Origin of the sequence: Cellulophaga baltica 18, from assembly GCF_000468615.2 — a bacterium.
GTDB lineage: Bacteria > Bacteroidota > Bacteroidia > Flavobacteriales > Flavobacteriaceae > Cellulophaga > Cellulophaga baltica.
Genome location: NZ_CP009976.1, coordinates 1507135 through 1528634, shown reverse-complemented (window position 1 = coordinate 1528634; position 21500 = coordinate 1507135). Strand labels below are relative to the sequence as shown.

The 21500-nt window shown below is 36.2% G+C and carries 13 protein-coding genes; 1 reads left to right on the top strand and 12 read right to left on the bottom strand.

Annotation, left to right across the window (positions count from 1 at the left end; genetic code table 11):
* Positions 1 to 651 carry a hypothetical protein gene (locus M666_RS06435; protein WP_029447295.1) on the top strand — a complete coding sequence of 217 codons (651 nt, stop codon included), beginning with the start codon at positions 1 to 3 and terminating at the stop codon, positions 649 to 651.
* 10 nt (positions 652 to 661) lie between these two features.
* Here M666_RS06435 and M666_RS06430 read toward each other — a convergent pair whose 3' ends face one another.
* The 12 genes from M666_RS06430 to M666_RS06375 form a co-directional block, all read right to left on the bottom strand.
* Positions 662 to 2182, bottom strand: a complete 1521-nt coding sequence (locus M666_RS06430) for a GH3 family acyl-acid amido synthetase (protein WP_029447296.1) — start codon at positions 2180 to 2182, stop codon at positions 662 to 664.
* A gap of 95 nt (positions 2183 to 2277) precedes the next feature.
* Positions 2278 to 2841, bottom strand: a complete 564-nt coding sequence (locus tag M666_RS06425) for a type 1 glutamine amidotransferase domain-containing protein (protein ID WP_025616097.1) — start codon at positions 2839 to 2841, stop codon at positions 2278 to 2280.
* Positions 2842 to 3007: 166 nt separating this feature from the next.
* Positions 3008 to 4633 (bottom strand): sulfatase family protein, encoded by a 1626-nt coding sequence (locus M666_RS06420; RefSeq protein ID WP_039325271.1) that lies wholly within the window; start codon positions 4631 to 4633, stop codon positions 3008 to 3010.
* Positions 4634 to 4643: 10 nt separating this feature from the next.
* Positions 4644 to 6914 (bottom strand): beta-glucosidase BglX, encoded by a 2271-nt coding sequence (bglX, locus tag M666_RS06415; RefSeq protein ID WP_029447298.1) that lies wholly within the window; start codon positions 6912 to 6914, stop codon positions 4644 to 4646.
* Between the two features lie 31 nt (positions 6915 to 6945).
* Entirely contained in the window at positions 6946 to 7728 is a 783-nt protein-coding gene (locus tag M666_RS06410; RefSeq protein ID WP_029447299.1) for a carboxylesterase family protein, read from the bottom strand.
* Entirely contained in the window at positions 7718 to 9106 is a 1389-nt protein-coding gene (locus M666_RS06405) for a glucoamylase family protein (RefSeq protein WP_029447300.1), read from the bottom strand. Before M666_RS06405 ends, M666_RS06410 begins: the two co-directional genes overlap by 11 nt.
* Before the next feature lie 66 nt (positions 9107 to 9172).
* Positions 9173 to 10552 (bottom strand): glucoamylase family protein, encoded by a 1380-nt coding sequence (locus M666_RS06400; RefSeq protein WP_034660422.1) that lies wholly within the window; start codon positions 10550 to 10552, stop codon positions 9173 to 9175.
* 71 nt (positions 10553 to 10623) lie between these two features.
* Complete coding sequence (locus M666_RS06395; protein ID WP_029447302.1) at positions 10624 to 12408, bottom strand: LamG domain-containing protein; 1785 nt, start codon at positions 12406 to 12408, stop codon at positions 10624 to 10626.
* 11 nt (positions 12409 to 12419) lie between these two features.
* Positions 12420 to 13967: a RagB/SusD family nutrient uptake outer membrane protein gene (locus tag M666_RS06390; protein WP_029447303.1), complete on the bottom strand. Its 1548-nt coding sequence runs from the start codon at positions 13965 to 13967 to the stop codon at positions 12420 to 12422.
* Between the two features lie 11 nt (positions 13968 to 13978).
* The gene (locus M666_RS06385; RefSeq protein ID WP_029447304.1) at positions 13979 to 17026 is read right to left on the bottom strand and encodes a SusC/RagA family TonB-linked outer membrane protein; all 3048 of its coding nucleotides are present in this window, start codon (positions 17024 to 17026) and stop codon (positions 13979 to 13981) included.
* Between the two features lie 313 nt (positions 17027 to 17339).
* Positions 17340 to 20093: a helix-turn-helix and ligand-binding sensor domain-containing protein gene (locus tag M666_RS06380; protein ID WP_029447305.1), complete on the bottom strand. Its 2754-nt coding sequence runs from the start codon at positions 20091 to 20093 to the stop codon at positions 17340 to 17342.
* A 142-nt stretch (positions 20094 to 20235) separates the two neighbouring features.
* Entirely contained in the window at positions 20236 to 21144 is a 909-nt protein-coding gene (locus tag M666_RS06375) for a sugar phosphate isomerase/epimerase family protein (protein ID WP_029447306.1), read from the bottom strand.
* Between the last annotated feature and the right edge of the window lie 356 nt (positions 21145 to 21500).

Sequence of the window (21500 nt, the reverse complement as noted above, 5' to 3'; positions counted from 1 at the left end):
ATGAAAAAGAGAATAAAAAATAAAAAGTGGCAATTTGCCACTTTTTTGCTTTTAGCACTAGCCACACTTATAATCTACGAAAATATGATAGAAAAAAATCCAGAACATATTATCCCAGATGCTATACGTAAGGAAGCGGAGTTTGCCTTATCTCATTATCCGGAATTAAAAAATACCCGAATTGAATTTAAATTTAAAAAGGATATTAAAAAATCAATCATGCAAGCTCAGCCTTCCTTTTTGAGCTTATTACTGCCTAAAAAGAAACGAAGCTACTATATTTTTATAAGTGAAAATTTTGAAATAGAAGGGCAGAAATTTGCTACCAAAGATATTCCTGAAAACGTTATGATAGGATGGCTAGGGCACGAGTTAGGACATGTCATGGACTATAGAAACCGCAGTAGTATAAATCTAATTTGGTTTGGCATAAAATATTACTTTATTGATGCATCAATCAAAGAAGCAGAAAGAGCTGCAGATTCTCATGCGGTTGCTAAAAATTTAGACGGATATATTCTTGACACTAAAAACTTTATACTGAACAACACTAACTTATCGGAAATCTATAAAGCTCGAATTAGAAAATATTATTTATCTCCAGATGAGATTATGATTCTTGTAGAAGAACGTGACAAAGCAAAACAATAGTTACGTATAACTACTGTTTTGCAACAAATTCTTCCCAAGTTTTAAACTTCTCTTCATTCATTACCCGCTCCATTTTTACTTGCCCACCTTTCTTCTTATTGGCTCCACTCCACTCATGAAAAACGGAAGGAGACACTACGGCCACTTTTACTCCTTTTAATGCCTTAGAACGGGCCACCCTATAGTTCTTATTAGCTTCTTTTAAATGTTCATCTAAAGCTGCAACAACCTCTTCCGTAACCAAATTGCTTTCACACCCCAGATACCAACTATGGTAAAAATCGTCCTCAAAACGTTTAGCACACAAGGTATATTCAGGTATTTTTACGTTAAACACTTCTTCTATATGATTAACGGCGTCGTCTAATTTATTTACGGACAACTGAGAACCAACAGTATTTAAAAAGAATTTAGTTCTTCCCGTAATTTTAATTTCTGCACGCGCTACGTCCGTAAATTCAATAGTATCCCCAATAAGGTAACGCCACGTACCCGAAACGGTACTTATAATTAAGGCATAGTCTTGATCTTTCGCTACTTCCGATAACCTTAAGGTAGGAGCATCACTGGTCAAGGAACCGTCTTGATTAATGTATTCTGGTTTAAAGGGTACAAACTCAAAATAAATTCCGTTGTTCGTTGCTAATTTCATTGCATCGGTTTCTGGTCTAGATTGGAAAGCTATAAAACCTTCTGAGGCCAAATAGGTATCTATAACCGTCATAGGTTTCCCCATTAAAGCCATAAAACTTTTTTCGTATGGCCCAAAAGCTACTCCACCAGAAGTATACACTTGTAAATTTGGCCAAATTTCATGTATATTTTTTAAGTTATGATCTGCTATGACCTTTTCCAACATTAATTCTATCCATGAAGGTATACCGCTTAAAGCACCAATATCCCAATTTTTGGCATTATCAGATATTTTCTGAACACGCTCATCCCAATCCTCTATTTGTGCAATTTCTTCCCCTGGTTTATAGTAATCTCTAAACCAAAACGGAATATTACTTGCACTTATTCCACTTATTTCGCCTTCCAGGTGTGTGTCTTTTTCGGTTAAATCTGTAGAACTCCCCAACATTAAAATTCCTTTTTCAAAAAATTCTGCCGGCAAATCAAAATTCGCTAACGCAGATACTTGATCAATACCTGTACTTTTTATAGCAGCAATCATGTCATCTGTTACCGGTATTTTCTTGCTAGATTTCCCCGTAGTACCAGAACTCAATGCATAATAATCTGGTCTTCCTGGCCATGTGATATTTTCACCACCTTCATGAAGTTTATGCCACCATTCTGCATTCATTTTGTTATAATCAAAGAAAGGAATAGTTTCTGAAAACTGCTTAGATGTATTTTCAGAAGCTAAAAGCTCATCAAATTTATAATGAATTCCAAACGCTGTATCCTTTGCTGTATCAAGCAAATCTTTCAATACTTGTTCTTGTTCTTCTATTGGGTTAGACTCTGATGTTAGTATATCTTTTAAATCTATAATCCCTTTTATTACTGCTCCTAAAATTGCCATGCTGTTTTTTTTTTATAATGTTGGTTAGAAAAAAATCGGTCAAGAAAACTCCCAGACCGATCCTTAAATACGTACGATATGTTAGTATCTAATACCTAAGCATTAGCAACTTGCTTATCATGCTTGCCCTCTCCAATTTCTTCAATTACTTTGCTGATAAAAGCTGGTAAATCGTCCGGATTTCTGCTGGTTACAAGTCCGCTGTCTACCACAACCTCTTTATCCAACCAAGTTGCTCCTGCATTTAAAACATCATCCTTAATGCTTTTAAAAGAAGTTACCTCTCTATTTTCTATAACTCCTGCGCTAATTAACAACCAAGGAGCATGGCAAATAGCTGCTACTGGTTTGTGACTCTTAAAAAAACTTCTAATAAATTCTAAAGAATTTTCATCTGTTCTTAAGGTATCTGGATTAGCAACACCACCTGGTAATACTAACGCATTGTAATCTGCTTCTTTAGCATCTTTTACAAGTTTAGTAACTGAAATGGCTTCACCCCAGTTCTTATCTTCCCAACTTTTTATTTCACCCTCTTTGATTGAAATTATATCGACAGATGCTCCTTCATTCTTTAAAGCATTTAGGGGCTCAAATAATTCAGATTTTTCGAATCCGTCTGTAGCTAGAATAGCTACTTTTTTGTCTTGTAGTTTCATAGATATATTTTTTAATTCATTAGTTTTTTACATACTACTCTTGCGAGTATACCACGTAAAATTACAACCGAAGCGAATAAAAAATGTGCTCTAATACATGTATAATGAACGCATAAGCAAAGAGTTAGCGTTAACAATTACTATAAACAACCAATAAATGTGCGTACTACTCTAAGGGCGTTCCTCTTAAACGCTTAAATTGCTTATAAGCTTCCTCTATTTGTTCTTGTGAGGCTTTCTCAAATTCTCTATCTGTGACCTTATATACTTTCTGAACACTATCTAACTTTTTGTGCATCATAGCACGAACATACCTATAATTAAAATCATTAATTAAATTATGAAGTTCTTTCGGGTCATTTTCAAGGTCATAGAGCTCCCATGCATCAATATCATCAAAAAAATGAATGAGTTTGTATTTTTGAGTTCTGATACCGTAATGCTTTTTCACCATATGAAAGGCCGGATAATCATAATAGTGATAGTAAACCACCTGTCTAAAATCATTTTCGTTCAAACTCCCGTCTAGCAAACCTCTAAATGATTCTCCTTGCATCTCTGACGCGTATTTTGATATCCCTGCAAAATCTAGAAATGTTGGCGCAAAATCTAAATTCTGTACCATAGCGTTAATAGTGGTATTCCCTTTTATCGTTCCTGGATGCTGAATTAACAATGGAGTTCCAAAAGATTCTTCGTACATAAACCGTTTATCAAACCAACCTTTTTCTCCTAAATAAAACCCTTGATCAGAGGTATAAACTACTATAGTATTCTCTTCTAGCTTATTTTCTTTTAGATAGTCTAATAACTGCCCTACGCCTTCATCTACAGCCGCAATCGTCCCCATATAATCTTGGAGATACCGCTGTCCTTTCCATCGTGCCAAAGCTTCTCCATGCAAGTTTGCCGTATGGAATGCATTATTTTTAGAGCGATAGGCCGCATCCCAAGCTTCTCTTTGCGACAAAGTCATCCGATCAAAATCTGTTGGCCATGGGTTGTGCGCCAAAGAAGCATTCCCATATTCTTGTGTCATTTTTAAATCATGGCCCTCATACATATCTTTATAAATGGTTTGCCATTGCGCCGCTCCTGCTAATTGATCCTCAAAAGTTGGAAAATACGTATGAGGTAGCGGAAAATGCACACTATCATATTTATTAGCATGACGAAGCGCAGGCATCCAATTCCTATGAGGAGCCTTATGCTGTACCATCATAAAAAATGGTGTGGTGTCCTGTTCTCTGTTCTTTAACCAATGTAACGCATCATTGGTAATTATATCTGTGGCATATCCTTCAATACGGGTCGTATCGCCATTCTGAATAAAATCTGGATTGTAGTAGTTGCCTTGATCCACAATTATTTTCCAATCATCAAAACCTTCTGGATATCCATGCAAGTGCCACTTACCAAATAAAGCAGTTTTATACCCTGCTTGTTGCATCATCTTTGGCAGGGTAGGCTGACTACCATCAAAATGATCTCCGTTTTGCCTGAAACCATTCATATGACTATGCTTCCCCGTTAATATTACTGCCCTACTGGGGCCGCAAATAGAATTGGTGACATAACTATGCTTGAAAAGCGCGCCATTCTCCGCAATCCTATCAATATTAGGAGTGGGTGCTATTTTACTTATGGGATGACCATAAGCGCTAATGGCCTGCATAGCATGATCATCTGACATGATAAATATAATATTTGGCCTTTTCTTCTCTTTAATTTTTTCCTTATCAGCACAAGATGCCAACCATACAACTAGAAAAGAAAAGACCAGATATTTCATTAAAATACTTTTAGTTCAAGCTAAACTTAGCGGTTAAAGTAGCCTCTGAATTTGTTCCTACATAGATCTCAAAATCTCCAGGCTCTGCAACAAATTCTAAATTGGAATTATAGAATTTCAAATCTTCGGGAGTTAGCGTGAGGGTTACCTGTTTGGTTTCTCCTTTTTTAAGCATTACTTTTTTAAACCCCTTCAACTGTTTTACCGGTTGCGTAATGCTTCTTACTACATCTTTGAGGTACAATTGCACCACTTCTTCCCCATCAAAATCGCCCGTATTTTTAACACTTACGGTAACGGTCAGGGGCTCATTTTGGTTTATTTGAGCAGTAGTAACTTTCAAATTACTATATTCAAATTCGGTATAACTTAGTCCGTAACCAAAAGGCAATAAAGGAGTATTCGGAGCGTCTAAATAGTTAGATTTAAACTTTTCAAATTCGGCCGTAGGTTGTGGTCTACCTGTATTCTTTATACTATGATAGATAGGAATCTGCCCAACATTTCGAGGCCAAGTAGCAGTTAATTTACCAGACGGATTGTAATCTCCAAACACCACATCTGCAATGGCATTCCCTGCCTCTACACCAGGAAACCACACTTGAAGAATACTAGCTGGTAAAGCAAGCTCTTCTTCTAAAACCAAAGGCCTACCACTCATTAAAACAAGCACCAAAGGTTTGCCTGTAGCTGCTAAAGCTCGTATTAATTTTTTCTGACTTTGAGGAATAGAAATATCTGTTCTACTAGAAGATTCTCCTGTAAACTCGGTGGCCTCACCCACAACAGCTACCACCACATCTGCTTCTTTTGCCAAGGCTATTGCCTCAGCAAGCATAACTTCTGCACTGCGCTTATCTATAGTTACGCGTTCACCAAATACATTAATTTTCTTTGCAAGTGCAGGATCATCCGTGATATTAGCCCCCTTGGCATGAGAAATTATTGCATTAGGAGCTACATTTTTAAATCCTTGAAGAATAGAAACAGAGAGTTGAGGGTCTCCGGTAGGTGCCCATGTACCTAACATATTATCTTTACTATTTGCTAAATCGCCTATCAATGCAATTGTAGCATTTTTTTGAAGTGGTAAATTTTTAGGCTCGTTTTTCAATAATACGAATGATTTTTTTGCCGCCTCTCTTGCTAGAGCTCTATTTTCATCTTTCAGAATATCTTTAGCAGGTCGTTTTTTATCTATATATTTATAAGGATCATCAAACAGTCCTAAATTAAATTTAGCCTCTAAAATTCTTCGGCAAGCAGTGGTAATTTCTTCCTCTGTAACTTTTCCTTCTTCTAAGGATTTTTTTAAGGTGGTCAAAAAACCTTCACCCACCATATCCATATCTAAACCCGCTTTTAATGATAAAGCAGAGACGGCTTGTAAGTCTCCCAAACCATGTGCAATCATTTCATTTACCGAAGTATAATCTGAAACCACAAAACCGTTGAACTCCCAATCATCTCTCAGCAAATCTGTTAACAACCATTTGTTTCCAGAGGCAGGAATACCGTCAATATCATTAAAAGAACTCATAACACTACCTACTCCCGCATCTATAGCTGCTTTGTATGGCGGTAGGTACTCATTAAACATTTTAAGTCGACTCATATCTACAGAATTGTAATCTCTACCTGCTTCTGCAGCCCCATAAAGGGCAAAATGTTTTACCGTAGCCAACATGGTATTCTTAGCCATAAGATCATCCCCTTGATACCCCGTCACCATTGCTTTGGCAATCTGAGAACCCAAGTAAGGATCTTCCCCAGCGCCTTCAGAAATTCTTCCCCAACGAGGATCGCGAGAAATATCAACCATTGGAGAAAAATTCCAGTTAATTCCGTCAGCCGTAGCTTCCAATGCCGCGATCTGTGCTGTTCTTTTCATTAGTTCCATATCCCAAGAAGATGCTAATCCTAAAGGAATGGGAAAGGTGGTTTTATAGCCGTGAATAATATCAGATCCAAACAAAAGAGGGATTCCTAAACGTGTTTTTTTTACCGCAAAATCTTGTGCTGTCTTAATTTTCTCAGGTCCAGAAATTCCGAATAAACCTCCAACTTGGCCGGCTTTAATTTTTTCCTCTACATTAGAACTCACTACAGAACCTGTAGCAATACCCCCACCTGGAGTAACGAGGTTGAGCTGCCCAATTTTCTCCTCTATGGTCATCTTTTTTAATAATGCTTCTACCTCTGGAATTGTACGCTGTGCTTGTATTGAAGGAACTGCAAAAAATGCCGCTAGTGCTAAAATATGTAAGACTTTTAATTTCATTTTTATTCTGCTATTTAAAATTGTAACTGACTTATTTTTTTTGTGCAAATAACCAAGGGAGTAATTCTGGCTCTGCGAATGTTGAATCCCAGCTATTATGATTAGCCTCACTATAGATGGTAACATTAGGATGCCCTCCATAGGCTATGATTTTCGAAGCCATTTCTAGGGATAATTGCGGGTCTACGACATCATCTTTAGCCCCATGGAAAATCCATAAAGGCACTTTCTTTGCAAATTCTTCAGAACCTTTCTCATCACCACCACCACAAATGGCAATTGCTGCTGCAAATGTATCTGGCTTTCTATGCAAAATTTCATAGGTACCCATTCCGCCCATAGATAAGCCCATGACATATATTTGATCTTCTTTCACAAAAGGTTTTCCTACCAACTCATCTACCAATTCCATCACCATATGCATGGCCTGTGTTGGTTTTCTATGATATTTAAATTTTAAAGAAACAGGTCTTGATTTTCTATTCACTTTAGCGTTTGACCAATAATCTTCTTTTGGGCATTGTGGAAAAACAACAATTGCAGGGTAGTTTTCTAAACTTTCTTCACTAGCGAACAATGCACTACCATGTGCCAATTGCGTTTCATTATCTGCACCACGCTCTCCTGCTCCATGTAAAAAAAACACGATAGGGTATTGATTGGTATCTATGAAATCTTTGGGGAACATAATGCGATACTTTAAAGTATCTCCATCTTGAATAAAACTTTCTTTTTGATAGTTCTCCTTTTGTGCTTGTGCATAAAAAGCAACAAACAAAAAAAGTACCGCGCAAGCTAATTTTTTAATTTCCATATGTGAATCCTAATTTAGTTAAGCCGACTTGTACCTCATCATTCTGCATGAATAACTGCCAAAGTAAACCGGTTCTATAATTCTCTATCATGATAATTTGTGGCCCTTGATCTATCGCTAAATAGGCATCTGCTACCCAATTGTATTGCGGACTAAAAGCATCATAAAAACCAGCAGTTCCTAAGAGCTCCTCTTTTTTTCCGTAGAAGTAATGTAATGCTTGTAAAGATTCCTCAGGGGTATACACTATTGAACTAATTGCAGCCGTAGGAGAAATAACGCCTAAATCATTATTAGGGGCATGAGCTGCATATCCTAAACTACCATCTGTATTTCTAGAATAGCTCGCCGTTAAACCCCAACAATCTTCACCGTAGTCTTTATAATTCTTAGGATTGGCAATGGCATAATTATAATTAATTTTACTATGGTTTATACTTAGCTCTCCATAATTCACATAGGTATCTGCCAGGCCATTTGGGTTTAAGCCTAAAAAGGAATAGTGTGAGAAAAAAAGTGGACCACCGAACTGTTCCGCCCCAGCATGATTCAACAATAAAGGGAATCCGTAAGCACTATTGGAAGATATAAACGTGCCGTTGGAAGCCCATCCGCCATCATACACAGATTTTGATATGCTGTAATCAGGAGAGGCTGCGGCTAATACATAGGTTATTAACGTTTCGTTATACCCTTTTAAAGCTAAGTTAATGGCAAATCCGTTCGCGGGACTCCAATGCCAAAACAAAGCATCTTCTCCTTGTGTGTACCAGTTCCATTCTACCCCTTTCCAAAGTTCTTCTGCTTTATTCGCTAATGCTTTTTCTGCTTCAGAGCCATCTTTAAAGTATTCTTTTACACAGATAAGTCCTTGTACCAAGAAAGCCGTTTCTACTAAATCTCCACCGTCATCTAAGGCGCTAAATGGCTTTACTTTTCCTGTATTCCCATCTACCCAATGCGGCCAAGCACCATGAAAACGATCTGCTGTATCTAGAAAAGCAACCATTTTAGTTAAGCGATTTAACGCCTCTGCTCTTGATACATAGTTTCGTTCAATACCCACTAAAATTGCCATTAAACCAAAACCTGTACCGCCAATAGTTACCGTATTGGCATCATTATCCGGATTACTAGGATGGTATCTTTCTTTAGCGGCTCCAGAATTTGGATGTGCATAATCCCAGAAATATTTAAACGTAGTTTCTTGAGTAATATCTAACAACTCTTCATCTGTAATTGAAACAACAGGTTCTTCTGGAGTTATTGGAGTTTCCGGTAATTCTGATATCCCCGTTGGACCTTGAGAATCGCTTTTAGAACAAGAGAAAACAAGGACTAAAAAAGAAGATAATATGATATATTTTATGTAACTCATCTGGATGAAATAAAAGTCTTAACCACAATGCATAATTAGCATAGAAGCTCCTTATAAATTTAACACTTATTCTTTAGGCATTACATAAGTAAACTCCAAAGCATTCAGGCCTCTATGTACATCTTCATTTTTCATGAAATAATACCATAACATACCACTTCTGTAATTTTCTATCATTACTGGAATTGGTCCTTGGTCTATGGCTAGATACCTAGGCAAGCTCCAATTATCTGTTAAGCTATACGCATCATAAGGGCCATATTTGCCAATAAGACTATCTTGTTCTGTATATAAATATCTTAAGAATGCTAAACTCTCTTTTGGAGTATATGGCATTGAAGATAAGGCTGCTGTTGGTGCAATAACCCCTAAATCATTATCTGGTCGATGGCCCGCATAACCTTTCATAGAATAACTAGAGGTAAAGCCCCACGCTTTTTCACCGTAACCTTTAAATTTATTTGGGTTAGCAACAGCATGCTTATAATGAATCAAAGCATGGTTTTGATTCAGTTTCCAATAATTTCCATACTTATCTGATAATCCTTTTGGGTTAAGACCTAAATATGAATAGTGTGCCCAAAATAAAGGCCCTACTGGAGACTTGTCATGCTCATAATGATTTAATTCTGTTTCTAAACCATAATAGGTTGTATCCTTGGCTATATTCCCATTTAAAGCCCAACCTTGATCGTACACTTCTTTTTTGATAGGATGTGTCGGTGATGCTGCCCCTAAAATATACATGATTAAAGCTTCATTATACCCACCTACCGGAAAATTCATATCCCAACCATGGTTTGGAGACCAATGCCAGTACAATACATTTTCACCTTTAGTATACCAGTCAAATTCTACTCCTTCCCAAAGTTTTTGAATTCGTTCTCTAATGGCTAATTCCTTATCATTAGATGAATTGAAATATTCTTTAGCCGTCAGCAATCCTTGAATCAAGAAAGCCGTTTCTACCAAATCTCCTCCATCATCTTTATTACTAAAAGGCGCTGTTTTTCCTGAAGGTTGCAACCAATGAGGCCAAGCCCCATGAAAACGATCTGCTTTCTCTAAAAAGCTCAGCATTTTTTCATAACGCGCTATAGCTTGTTCTCTAGTTATAAAACCTCTTTCTACCCCCACAAGAATAGCCATTAAGCCAAAACCAGATCCTCCAATAGTAATAATATTTCTATCATGAGATGGATAAATACTATCTAAATGAATACGCTCTCTTGCCAAGCCAGAGGTTGGTTCTGCGCCTTCCCAGAAATAGTCAAAAGTTTGTCGCTGTATTTTGTCTAGCAATTCATTATCAGAAATTACAACTTGTTCTTTTTCTGAAGTATTTATTTCTTTTTCATTTTTAGTCTTGCGGCCATTGCATCCCTCAACTACAGATACAATAGCCACTAACACTAAACTCACTATCAACTTTACTAAATTCTTCATATGTACTATCAACGTATATTATTATCGCTTTAACAAAAGCGTTCTAAACTTACTTTTATAGGGTACTTATTTTAATTCGCATTCATCACTGCGGTTACCTGTTCTGGCGTCAAGGCTTTATCAAAAAATCGTAATTCATCCATATAGCTTAGATCTGCACCATGACCCCACTCTGTAAATCTTGGTGCACCAGAACCTATGGATACCAAATCACAATTTGCCCAACTAATTCCTGTTTCTGCGTTAGCAACGGCTACACCGTTAATATATACCACGGTGGTCGTCTCGGAGATTGTAAATGCTAAATGCACCCATTCACCCGCCGCTGGATCAATATCTGCTGCTGTACCTCCGTCTGCCCATTCCTCTCCATCACCATTTCCAACATTAAGTTTAATACGTTGTAGGCCGTCAGCATTCTCCCTTAACAATCTAAACCCGCTTGTACGCAAGTTTTGAATCTCTGGAAAACCGGCATTTTCTGTATCCGGAGGTCCTACGGTTAGAATACCTGCTCTATCTGGAGTATCATTTACTTTATACCACATTGCGGCACTAAATTCTGAAGTAGTAAGCCCTGTTGTTGGCACTGTCAAATACGAATCTGTTGCTCCCGCATAGGCGTTGTCACCAACTTTAGCCTCGCCTGCAAAACCTGCGTTACCAACTATTGTAGCTTCATTAGTACTAAATAAATCTATATGATCACCATCAAATGGCATGTAAAACATTTCCCCATCAAAAGTACCGGTGTATGTATCTGGACTTATACCAGAATCATCTTGAATAATAGTTTCAATTTCTGCTTGAGAAAGCGATTTATTAAAGATCCTAAGTTCATCCATAAAACCTAAATCTGATTTATGATCCCAACCACTAAAATTAGGAGCTCCAGACATAATAGATAGCACATCTACATCGGTCCAATCTATACCGTTGAAAGGTACTTGCTGCACCAATTGCCCATCAATATAAACACTAGCCTCGGTGCCTGACACGGTAAATGCCATGTTCACCCATTTACCAGCAGAAGGATCTACGTCTGCTGCCGCACCACCATCTACCCAGGTATTATCTGCTCCTGATCCTGCATTTAATTTAAATCGCTGTAGACCATCAGCATTCTCTCTGAAAAAACGATATCCTGAAGTTAATACGTTTCCTCCTGAAGCATCTAATGGCGGACTCATAACCAACAAACCTGCTCTATCTGGAACAGCATTTAATTTTGTCCAAAAGACAGCACTAAATTCTTGTGATTTTAAATCCTCTGCTGGAAAAGTCAAATATGAATCTGTTGCTCCTGCATAGGCACTGGTTCCATTTAACGCATCGTCAGTGAAACTCGGTGTACCTACTATAGTTGCTTTTTGAAAACTAATTAGATCTACATAATCCCCATCAAAAGGCATATAGAATACCTCTCCGTCATACTTTTTAACGTAAGCAGGTACTTTTTCGAAGCTCACAGAACTTGTCGTATTTTTTCCTTCTATATCTGTAGCAGAAATTGTCATTACGTGAGTCCCATCTTCTAATCCACTATACACCAAATCATCAATTAAAACCCGACGATAATCTTTAAAAGAAGTAAACGTACCCACTACTACATCGTCTAAAAGAACCGTAATATCTTTTACCTCAATATCATCTGTAACTTCAAAATCTATTGTAATATCTGCCAACGTTGCTAATACGTTAACTTCAATGCCCTCTTTTGGGTAATTTATTTTTATAGCTGGAGCTGTAGCATCTACTCCGGGATCTACTTGCGTTATTCCGTCTATACCCTGATCACAAGAATAGATAAAAAGTACTGCAACCAAAGCCAATAGACTGTATCTTAATTTTTTCATGGTTTTTGTTTTTAGTTGGATATGTTACCTAGTATTGGAAATTCATCGATCTGATTTTGATGGTATGTGACAAATGCCTTATCTGGTGTAAAAGTTCTTCCTTCATAACTCAATTCATCATTTCTACCTAACCTTACCATGTCAAAAAATCGCTTTCCCCATTCCATAGCCAATTCTGCATACTTTTCATCTACAATTTGATCAAGAGTAACACCAGACAATGGAGGCATACTAGCACGAGCACGTACTAAATTAATCGCTTCATCTGCAGAAATTGAAGTTTGATTTGCTCCCTGCGTTATAGCTTCAGCATACATTAGTAGTGTTTCTGCATAGCGATAAACGATATAGTTTTTATTACTACCGTACTCAACACGACCAGGAATTAATTGATTTGTTGGCAAGTAGTGTTTTCCACTCGCAAAAATAGCTCTCGCATTATCTGTCAAATTATCACCATCTCTTGTAGTAGATGAAACAAATGAAGGTAATGTAGCTTCTGTATAGGTAGATGTAGAAATAATACTATCAATTCCTTTTTGAGTAAACAAAACTGTGGTTTCTAAACGGTTTGTTTCTCCTCTGTCTAACATAAATTTTACATATTTCATACTAGGTTCAAAAAAGCCCCATCCAGCACTCGCACCAGCTACGCTAGGTGTCCAACCGTTTGGACCATAAGGAGCATACAAATGACCTACTCTTTCGCCAGTACCGCTATTGAAATCTGAATATTGAAATTCATATAAGGTTTCATTACTTAATTTTCCAGGGGTTTTAAACAGCTCATAATAGTCATCCATAAGATTAAACTTTCCTGAACTTATAATTTCACCTGTAGCCTCTGCTACTGCTTGATAATTCTTCAATTCTTGATTTGCCAATGCTTTGATTTGTAATGCTGTATATTTAGTTACACCACCTGGCAAATCTGTTCTTTCATTAGGTCTAAGGTTTAATAAGAACGGAATAGCCTCATCCATCTGATCCGATAAATGTTGCATCACTTCGTCTTTAGAAGGTACAGACGTGACATCTGCAAAATCATTTAAATTAGAAGACTCTGGAATAAAAACAGATCCGTATACTTGCGATAATTGAAAAAGCAGAATGGCACGCAAAACTTTAGCTTCAGCAATATACTGGTTCGCCAAAGCTACGCCATCTTCATCTGCAAATTCTTGATATCTAGCTATTTGCTCCATTCCTGTATGCGCTTTAATGATATCATCATAATAGGTTTCCCATAAAGTTCTAGAACCAAAAAATGAATTATCATAAGAGTAACGATCTTGGTTTTTTAGGCCTTGTTGATCTCCGGCAGCATTTACATCATCACCTCTTGTAGAAACTACTAGCGGTTGTTCCCAACCTCTGTCTCCAACGGATTGATAAACTCCAATAAGGGAAAATATCATATCGTCCGTTTTAGAAAAATCTGTTCCACCAGCAAAATTATTATTAAGTTGTGGTTGATCTAATTCATCTGAACAACTTGAAATCACCATAGCTAATAGGGCAAAAAGTCCAAGTATTTTGTTTGTTTTTATATGCATCATAGCTGATTTTTTTAAATTTTAATATTAACTCCTAATGTATATACTCCAGGAATAGGATAGGTTTGGGCATCTACACCGTTTGACACCTCTGGGGTAAAGCCATTATATTTAAAGAATGTCAATGGCCTTTCTGCTGTCATGTAAAACCTAATATTAGGATTAAATTTTCCTTTTAAACTTGGCAATGTGTAACCTACAGTTATATTCTGTAATCGAATAAAATCCCCGTCTTCAACAAAAAAGCTATTCAAAAACTGATTGCTCCATGGATTACGTATACCTCTTGCAGAAGGATAGCTATTGGTAGTACCCTCACCGTGCCATCTATTTATTGCAAAATCGCTATCAATATTAGCATCCGGCGTTTGACGTATTGCAAATCGTTTTGAATTGGCAATAACATTACCCCCCTGACCAATAACATTTAATGAAAAGTCCCAAGCTTTATAGTTTAGACCTAGATTGAAACCAAAATTATAGGTTGGTAAATAAGAACCAAGATCTACTCTATCTTGTGCATCTATCACCATATCACCATTATGATCAACAAATTTGAAATCTCCTGGTTGTATGTAGTCAGGAATACCAGAACTTGCAATTGCCGCTTGTGCCGCTGGATCTGCCGCTATTTCTTCAGCTGTTTGATATACCCCTGCAACATCTAACCCAAAAAATGAGTTTATAGCACCTCCAACAACAGATCGTTGTTCGATATCACCGCCAGAAGTTAAATTCTCCTGCCCAGCTAAATCTAAAATTTCATTATTTAACGTAGAAAAATTACCTCCAATAGAATAGCTAAAATCTTCTGAAACTTGTTTTCTCCAATTGATAGCTACCTCTATACCTGAGTTTTTTATAACTCCAACATTTTGCCTAGTTTCTCCAGGTACTAAAAGTCTTGATACTGGAATAATAGCATCTCTAGTTTCTCTAGTAAAATAATCTGTTTCAATCGATAAATTATTATCAAATAATCTTGCTGTTAAACCCACGTTTGTTTCTGCAGTAACCTCCCACTTTAAAGCTTCAAAATCACTATTAGTTACTAAACCAGGATACCTTGTGTCTCCAAAAACTCCATTTACCTCGGTAGAAGTTATACCACCTGTACTAGCGTTTACATTAGCATTTCCTAATTCACCCCAGCTAGCTCTTAACTTTAAGAAATCAAAAACACCGTTAGATTTCATAAAAGACTCTTCTGAGATTACCCAACCTGCCCCTATAGTTGGAAAATAACCCCATTTCTCTTGATACTTGCTTGTACCATCTGCACGGAAAGTACCATACAAAAGGTATTTATTATCAAAATTATACGCTACACGGCTAAAATAAGAGAAGAAGTATTGACTTACTCCATCGTCACCTACATTATCTAAGTCAATACTCTTCGCTAAATCTAAATAATATGATTCATCACCAATTCCTGTACCATTCGGAAAATTTAATCCTTTCACTTCTAATTGCTCAAAAGATCTATTTCTGAAAGAAGTACCTGCTAATACCGTCAAATTATGCTTTCCAAAATCATCATTATAGGTCAATGTATTATCCCATGTTTGTTCAGAAAAAGTTTCATTTTTCTTCACTAACTCTGCATTCTCCCTAAAAGCATCTCCAATACCATAAAAATATGGAAGCCTAACCACTCTAGTTTCTTTAGCCTCAAAATTGTGAGAATAGGCTGTTCTTAAGTTCAGCTTATCTGGAATTAATTGATATTCTAAATTAAAATTTACTAAGTTGTTTCTAATTTTATCTCTGTATTCTGAATTTTCAAGTAAAGGAAAAGGGTTCTGTGGTTGTCTATATCCTAAATCCTGAGCATTTGCATATGGTCTTGGATACGCCTCTGTTTTTGATTCATCTAAAACTGGCATTATTGGCACAGCAAAATATGCCGAACTAAATGCTGCATTTTCAGGACGATACGTTGTAGAATTGCTGAAAATAGTAGAAACCCCAGCTTTCAATCGGTCACTTATATCTACACCAACCTTTGCGCGAATATTAAAACGTTCATAATCGTTTTTCATTTTTAATATGCCCTCTTGCTCAAACTGGCTAATTCCTAAAGAATATGTAACACTTTCAGTACCCCCAGTAACTCCTAGACTGTGATTTTGTATCAATGCATGTCTCAATATTAAATCATACCAATCTGTATTGACATCTGGTACATTAGGATTTATTCTGCTACGGCCATAACGTTGCATTGCATTGTCTATATAGCTAGCTTCTGCAGCAGAACCAGATTCTCTAGCCAGTGTAGAAAACTGCTCAGCATTTGAAAGTTTGACCAAATTTTGCGCTATTTGAACTCCTTGGTAACCACTATAGGTGATTTGTGCTTTCTGATTTACTTTACCTGATTTTGTTTCGATTAGAACGACCCCATTAGCAGCCCTTACTCCGTATATTGCCGAAGCTGATGCATCTTTAAGAACCGAAATTGTTTCAATGTCCTCGTTATTTAAAAAACCAATATCATCATAAAAAGTACCATCTACAACATATAAAGGATTAGAAGCCCCATCACCAGTGTAGGAACCTAGACCACGGACTCTAATTGTTGGTGCACTTCCAGGCGCACCGTTACTTACTACTTGTAAACCCGCAACTTTACCTTGCAACGATTGCATTGGAGCTCCAGATGGTGTCCTAGCAATATCTTCAGAGCTTACCGTAGTGATAGATCCTGTTAAATCTGATTTTTTTTGAGTTCCATACCCGACCACAACAATTTCATCTAATGCTTGCGCATCTTCTTGCAATGAAATAGTCAGCGTAGTCTGGTTGTTTACAGCAACCTCTTTCGACGTATACCCGATAAAGCTAATGACCAAAACACCATCAGCAGAAACATTATCTAAAGTAAAATTACCATCAAAATCTGTTTGAGTTCCGGTAGCGGTACCTTTTAATACTACCGATGCTCCTGGCAAGGGTATATTATCACTATCTGTTACTGTTCCTGATACAGCAGAAGCCTGACTGTATAAGAGCGATTGAAACAGCAAAAACGAAATCGTCAATATTACATTGCTTATTTTCATAGTTCTTTATTAAATTGAGTTAGAATGATGCTAAAGTATAAAACAAGCCTTGTTGTAGTGTTTGTTTCTAGATACATAATAACTACATCAAACTAATTTACAGCGTTAGATGCAGTGTTTACTAGGTAGTTGCTGTAGCGTGATGCACTGTTGAAGTTAAAATTTTAACACAATGATGTAGTAATGATGTAACTTTAAAAATGCAAATAAGCCATATTTAAAGCTTAAATATGCTATTTATAAATTATTACACCATAATAATTGAGGTATTGCTAATATAAAGCTCCTATATTTCGTATTTGGCTCCCAATCTTTAAAAAGTGATTAAAAAACTAGAAAGGTATTCTGATGTATCTATTTGTAGTTTTTTTCGCAATCGATACCTATGAATTTCTACTCCACGGAGTGATATTCCCATCAAAGGCGCAATCTCCTTAGATGACAAGTTCATTTTAAGATACGCACAAAGTTTTAGATCTTTAGGTGTTAGCTTGGGGAACTCTTTAAGTAACCGCTCAAAGAAATCTTCATGTAGTTCTTTAAAGTTGACTTCAAAGCGCTTCCAATCCTCAGAATCGTTCACCGATTTGTCTAACTTTTTTATAAATGCTCCGTAACGTGATGAACTTGGAAATTTATCCTTATTCATGACTACCATATTTTTTAACTCTAGAATAACTTCATTCTTTTTAGCAATATTTAACGTAGTACTTGTTAACTCTTGCTGTTTTAGTTTTATTTCTTTGGCCAGTTTTTCTTTTTCTATAGTAGCTAAATGCTCCTCTTGCTTGCGGTCCATTTTTTCTTCAAAGTTCTTCTGTTTACGTTCTAATTTCTTTCGATTATAGCGTCTAACAAGAAAAATTATCATCAGAAAAATGAATGCATACACCACTTTACTCACTACCGATAGATACCATGGAGGAGCTATCGTAAAAGAAATAACCCTTGGTTCTGAAATTTTACCATCAATACTCACCGTAGAAATCTTAACCATATAAGCTCCGTGTGGTAAATTTTCAAATTGAAGCGTACCAGTATCCACATAATTAATTTGCTCCTTAGCCCCTGATAATTCATAAAAATATCTAGGCTTTGTTAAGTTAGGAGAAGCTACTTGAAAGCTTATATGCTGAGAATTCTTGTAATCAACCTCAAAATTTTCTTGCGTTAGCGCAAAACGATGCTCTTGGTCTTTAAAATAACTAAGTTGCGGTTTAGGAACATCAAGATTTTCAAGGTAACTGTTTAATTTGGTCAAGTTTATTTTAGCAAATCCATCACTAAGGGTAAGCATAAAATTAGAGTCGTTTAATCTCACCACATTCTCTGCATCAGGTACCAAACGTTTTTTTAATGCATTCTCCGCAATAGAAAGATTATCCTCTCTTAAGTTTGTATAAAAAATTTCTTTACTATTCTCATTATCTATAAACCAAAAGTAATCGCCATCATTATACATAAGTTCATTGCCCTTATATTTTGTGAAATCATCAAATACTTCAATTTTATTTAGAATAGCATTATAGGTATACCAGATGCCATCTGCATATAACACAATCTGATTTTTCACATTGTATACCTTAACATTATAATTATTTGGGATGGCATCATGAGAAAACTCTTGAACTTCCTCTACGCTATCTAAGGCATCATTGAGCCGCAACCTAAAAAAACCTTTATAAGGGTGCGCTGCCCAAACAACATTTTTAGACTCAAAACACAATTGTTTTACCGGAAATTGTACGCCATTAATAGGCTGAACCTCCCAAGTACCTTCCGTATTTTTGGAGAATTTAGAAATCCCTATATATGTACCTTGAAGATAACTGTTCTCTTCTTCAGGAACTTTTACAATTTGATACCCTCCGGAAACCGAAGAAACCAATTCTAGCGTATTTTTAGACACCTTAAAGGTTCCGGTATTATGCCCAGCAAATAATTCGCTATCAATTACCTTTAAATCCCATACATGACCTTGAGAATTTTCTACGAATTGCAGCACATCGTCTTCAAAAAAATAAATTCCAGTATTGCTCCCTAAATACAAAACATCATCTACGTAAGCAATATCATAGGTAGTACCTACAGCACCCGAAAAATCTGTATAATAGGTAATTGGCGCATTTGTTCTTATCCGATCTATACCATTATCCAAGCCCAACCATAATTGGTTATCAAAATGAAAAATAGACAATACCGTATTGTTTTGCAATCCCGTTTCTCTATCTAAATTGATGTATGAGTCTTGTAATTTATCATAAAGAAACACTCCTTTCTTTATGGTTCCAAAAGCTATCTTGTTTTCTGGGTAAGGTACAATATCATTAAGTTGGTGCTTTTTTAACTCTCTATTTATAGGATGATCCCATTCTTGTAGAATCCCATTTTCAAATACAAAGCATCCATTAAGTTTTGTACCGATAAAAAGCTTATGGTCAATACTCGCCATGGCTATAATGGTCTTACCCAAAAGTGCTTCTAGATTTGGGATGGAAATAAACTTATTTTCATGAAATTTATAAATACCTGTTCCTCCGCCCGCAATATAGAGTTGGTTATTATATGCGGCCATATCTGTAACAACTCCATCCACATCAATCACCTCGATCTTATCATCTTTATACTTATAAACAGTAGAGAAAGATCTAAAAAAAATGGCATCATCAAATGAAATTATTTGCCAAAATTCCTCATTGGTGAAGGTGTAATTTTTAATTAAGTGGGTTAATGAAGTATAATCTAAAAGTCCAAATTCATTCTTCTGCCAATACCCAAATTCCTCATAAGAACCCGTGAAAATTTTATCATCCAAAACACTAACAGACCTAATAATGGTATTATTGGGTAATTTATTAAGTATCCATTCTTCACCATTGTAATAAAGAAGGCCTTTATTATTTGCGGCATAAAGAGCACCAGAATCATCTACTGCTACATCCCAATTCTGACTAGCCGCTTGATAGTCAAATATTTTATAATTGTAAATTGGAGGCAATACTTTTTGTCCAAAAAGTGCATTGGAAAATGATAAAAAGAATAAAATAATGCCGTAATAATCCTTCATTTTGCAATTAAATTATTTAATGGTAGTTCTAAAAATGGAGATAGGTATTGATAACACCTTAGATTACAAAAATACTAAATCTATAAACGACAAAAGACGCTTAAGTTAATTAGCGCCTTTACATCTAAATGCTTCTTATTCGTTAGTTAAATCCGAAGTTCTTAATGCCCTCATGACTAGTTTTAATAACCTCTAATGGCTTCATTCCGTCAAATGTCATATCTTGCTCTACCATATAATATTCCATCCCTGAAAGGTCTTTCTTTGCTAATATTTTAGCAAAATCTATTGTCCCTGTGCCAACAGGTGCAAACCTGCCTTGCTCATCCATATCTTTTACATGCCAGATTTTGAATCGTCCTGGATATTTTTCAAAATAAGCTAATGGATCTGCTCCTGCCTTTGTCACCCAAAAAAGGTCCATTTGAAAATTTACAAATTTAGGATCTGTATGTTCCAACATATATTCAATAGGCACAATCCCGTCCGCATCTTTCTTAAATTCAAAATCGTGATTATGGTATAACAGCTTAAGACCCGCTGCATGGGCCTTTTCGCCCAAGGTATTTATAATTTTTGTTAAATTTTCTGCTCCACCCGTCATACTCATAGTACTTGTGGCATCATCATAATGAAATAATCCCATTGGAGGAATTGGCACCACAAAATATTCAAAACCTGCGGCTTTTACATCAGCCATCATAGCATCAGCATTTTCTAATGTTACATCGCTATGGTGCGTACTTATAGGAACAAGTTCTAAGCTATCTAATAATGCTTTAAAATCTATTGGAGACATGTTGTAAAATTTACCTTGGCTATATCCGGCTGCCTCAATATTTTTATACCCTGCATCTGAAACTGCTTTCAAGGTAGCTTTGGCATCTACTCCCATATCATCTCTAACCGTATAAAGTGCTAGGCCGCCAAAATTACTTTCAATTACAACTTCCGGAGTACTTTCTGGAGTTTCTACTTTTTTTTCTTCCTTACAAGAAGTGAAAAATACGGTCAACGATACTAAAACCGTATAGATTGCTATTTTTTTCATGATTTAAATTTTGAGTTTATTTTTTAGTGTATAAACTAAGATAATTTATTATCAAGAGAACATGACGGTATTCTAAGAATAATACCAGAATAAATCTACTATAACGATTGATTAAGGGTATAGCTACTTTTGATAAGAATGGTGCTTATTTAAGCAATGAAAACGTTTTACTCCCTAGATAAGAAGGGCCAGAAATGAGACTAAAAAGGATCAATATCTAAAACCAAAAAAGCCTCTACATTTCTGTAAAGGCTTTCTGTCGCTCTGCTCCCCCTCTTGGGCTCGAACCAAGGAGAGTAACACTATGCCTTTCAACTAATTATCAATATTTAAAAGTAATGGGTAACCGAATTATA

Bases quoted from the DNA above. Each gene is read 5' to 3' on its own strand.
- M666_RS06435 (WP_029447295.1), top strand. From the start codon at position 1: ATGAAAAAGAGAATAAAAAATAAAAAGTGGCAATTTGCCACTTTTTTG.
- bglX (WP_029447298.1), bottom strand. From the start codon at position 6,914: ATGAAATTAAAAGTCTTACATATTTTAGCACTAGCGGCATTTTTTGCA.
- M666_RS06425 (WP_025616097.1), bottom strand. From the start codon at position 2,841: ATGAAACTACAAGACAAAAAAGTAGCTATTCTAGCTACAGACGGATTC.
- M666_RS06395 (WP_029447302.1), bottom strand. From the start codon at position 12,408: ATGAAAAAATTAAGATACAGTCTATTGGCTTTGGTTGCAGTACTTTTT.
- M666_RS06410 (WP_029447299.1), bottom strand. From the start codon at position 7,728: ATGGAAATTAAAAAATTAGCTTGCGCGGTACTTTTTTTGTTTGTTGCT.
- M666_RS06375 (WP_029447306.1), bottom strand. From the start codon at position 21,144: ATGAAAAAAATAGCAATCTATACGGTTTTAGTATCGTTGACCGTATTT.
- M666_RS06390 (WP_029447303.1), bottom strand. From the start codon at position 13,967: ATGATGCATATAAAAACAAACAAAATACTTGGACTTTTTGCCCTATTA.
- M666_RS06400 (WP_034660422.1), bottom strand. From the start codon at position 10,552: ATGAAGAATTTAGTAAAGTTGATAGTGAGTTTAGTGTTAGTGGCTATT.
- M666_RS06380 (WP_029447305.1), bottom strand. From the start codon at position 20,093: ATGAAGGATTATTACGGCATTATTTTATTCTTTTTATCATTTTCCAAT.
- M666_RS06420 (WP_039325271.1), bottom strand. From the start codon at position 4,633: ATGAAATATCTGGTCTTTTCTTTTCTAGTTGTATGGTTGGCATCTTGT.
- M666_RS06430 (WP_029447296.1), bottom strand. From the start codon at position 2,182: ATGGCAATTTTAGGAGCAGTAATAAAAGGGATTATAGATTTAAAAGAT.
- M666_RS06405 (WP_029447300.1), bottom strand. From the start codon at position 9,106: ATGAGTTACATAAAATATATCATATTATCTTCTTTTTTAGTCCTTGTT.
- M666_RS06385 (WP_029447304.1), bottom strand. From the start codon at position 17,026: ATGAAAATAAGCAATGTAATATTGACGATTTCGTTTTTGCTGTTTCAA.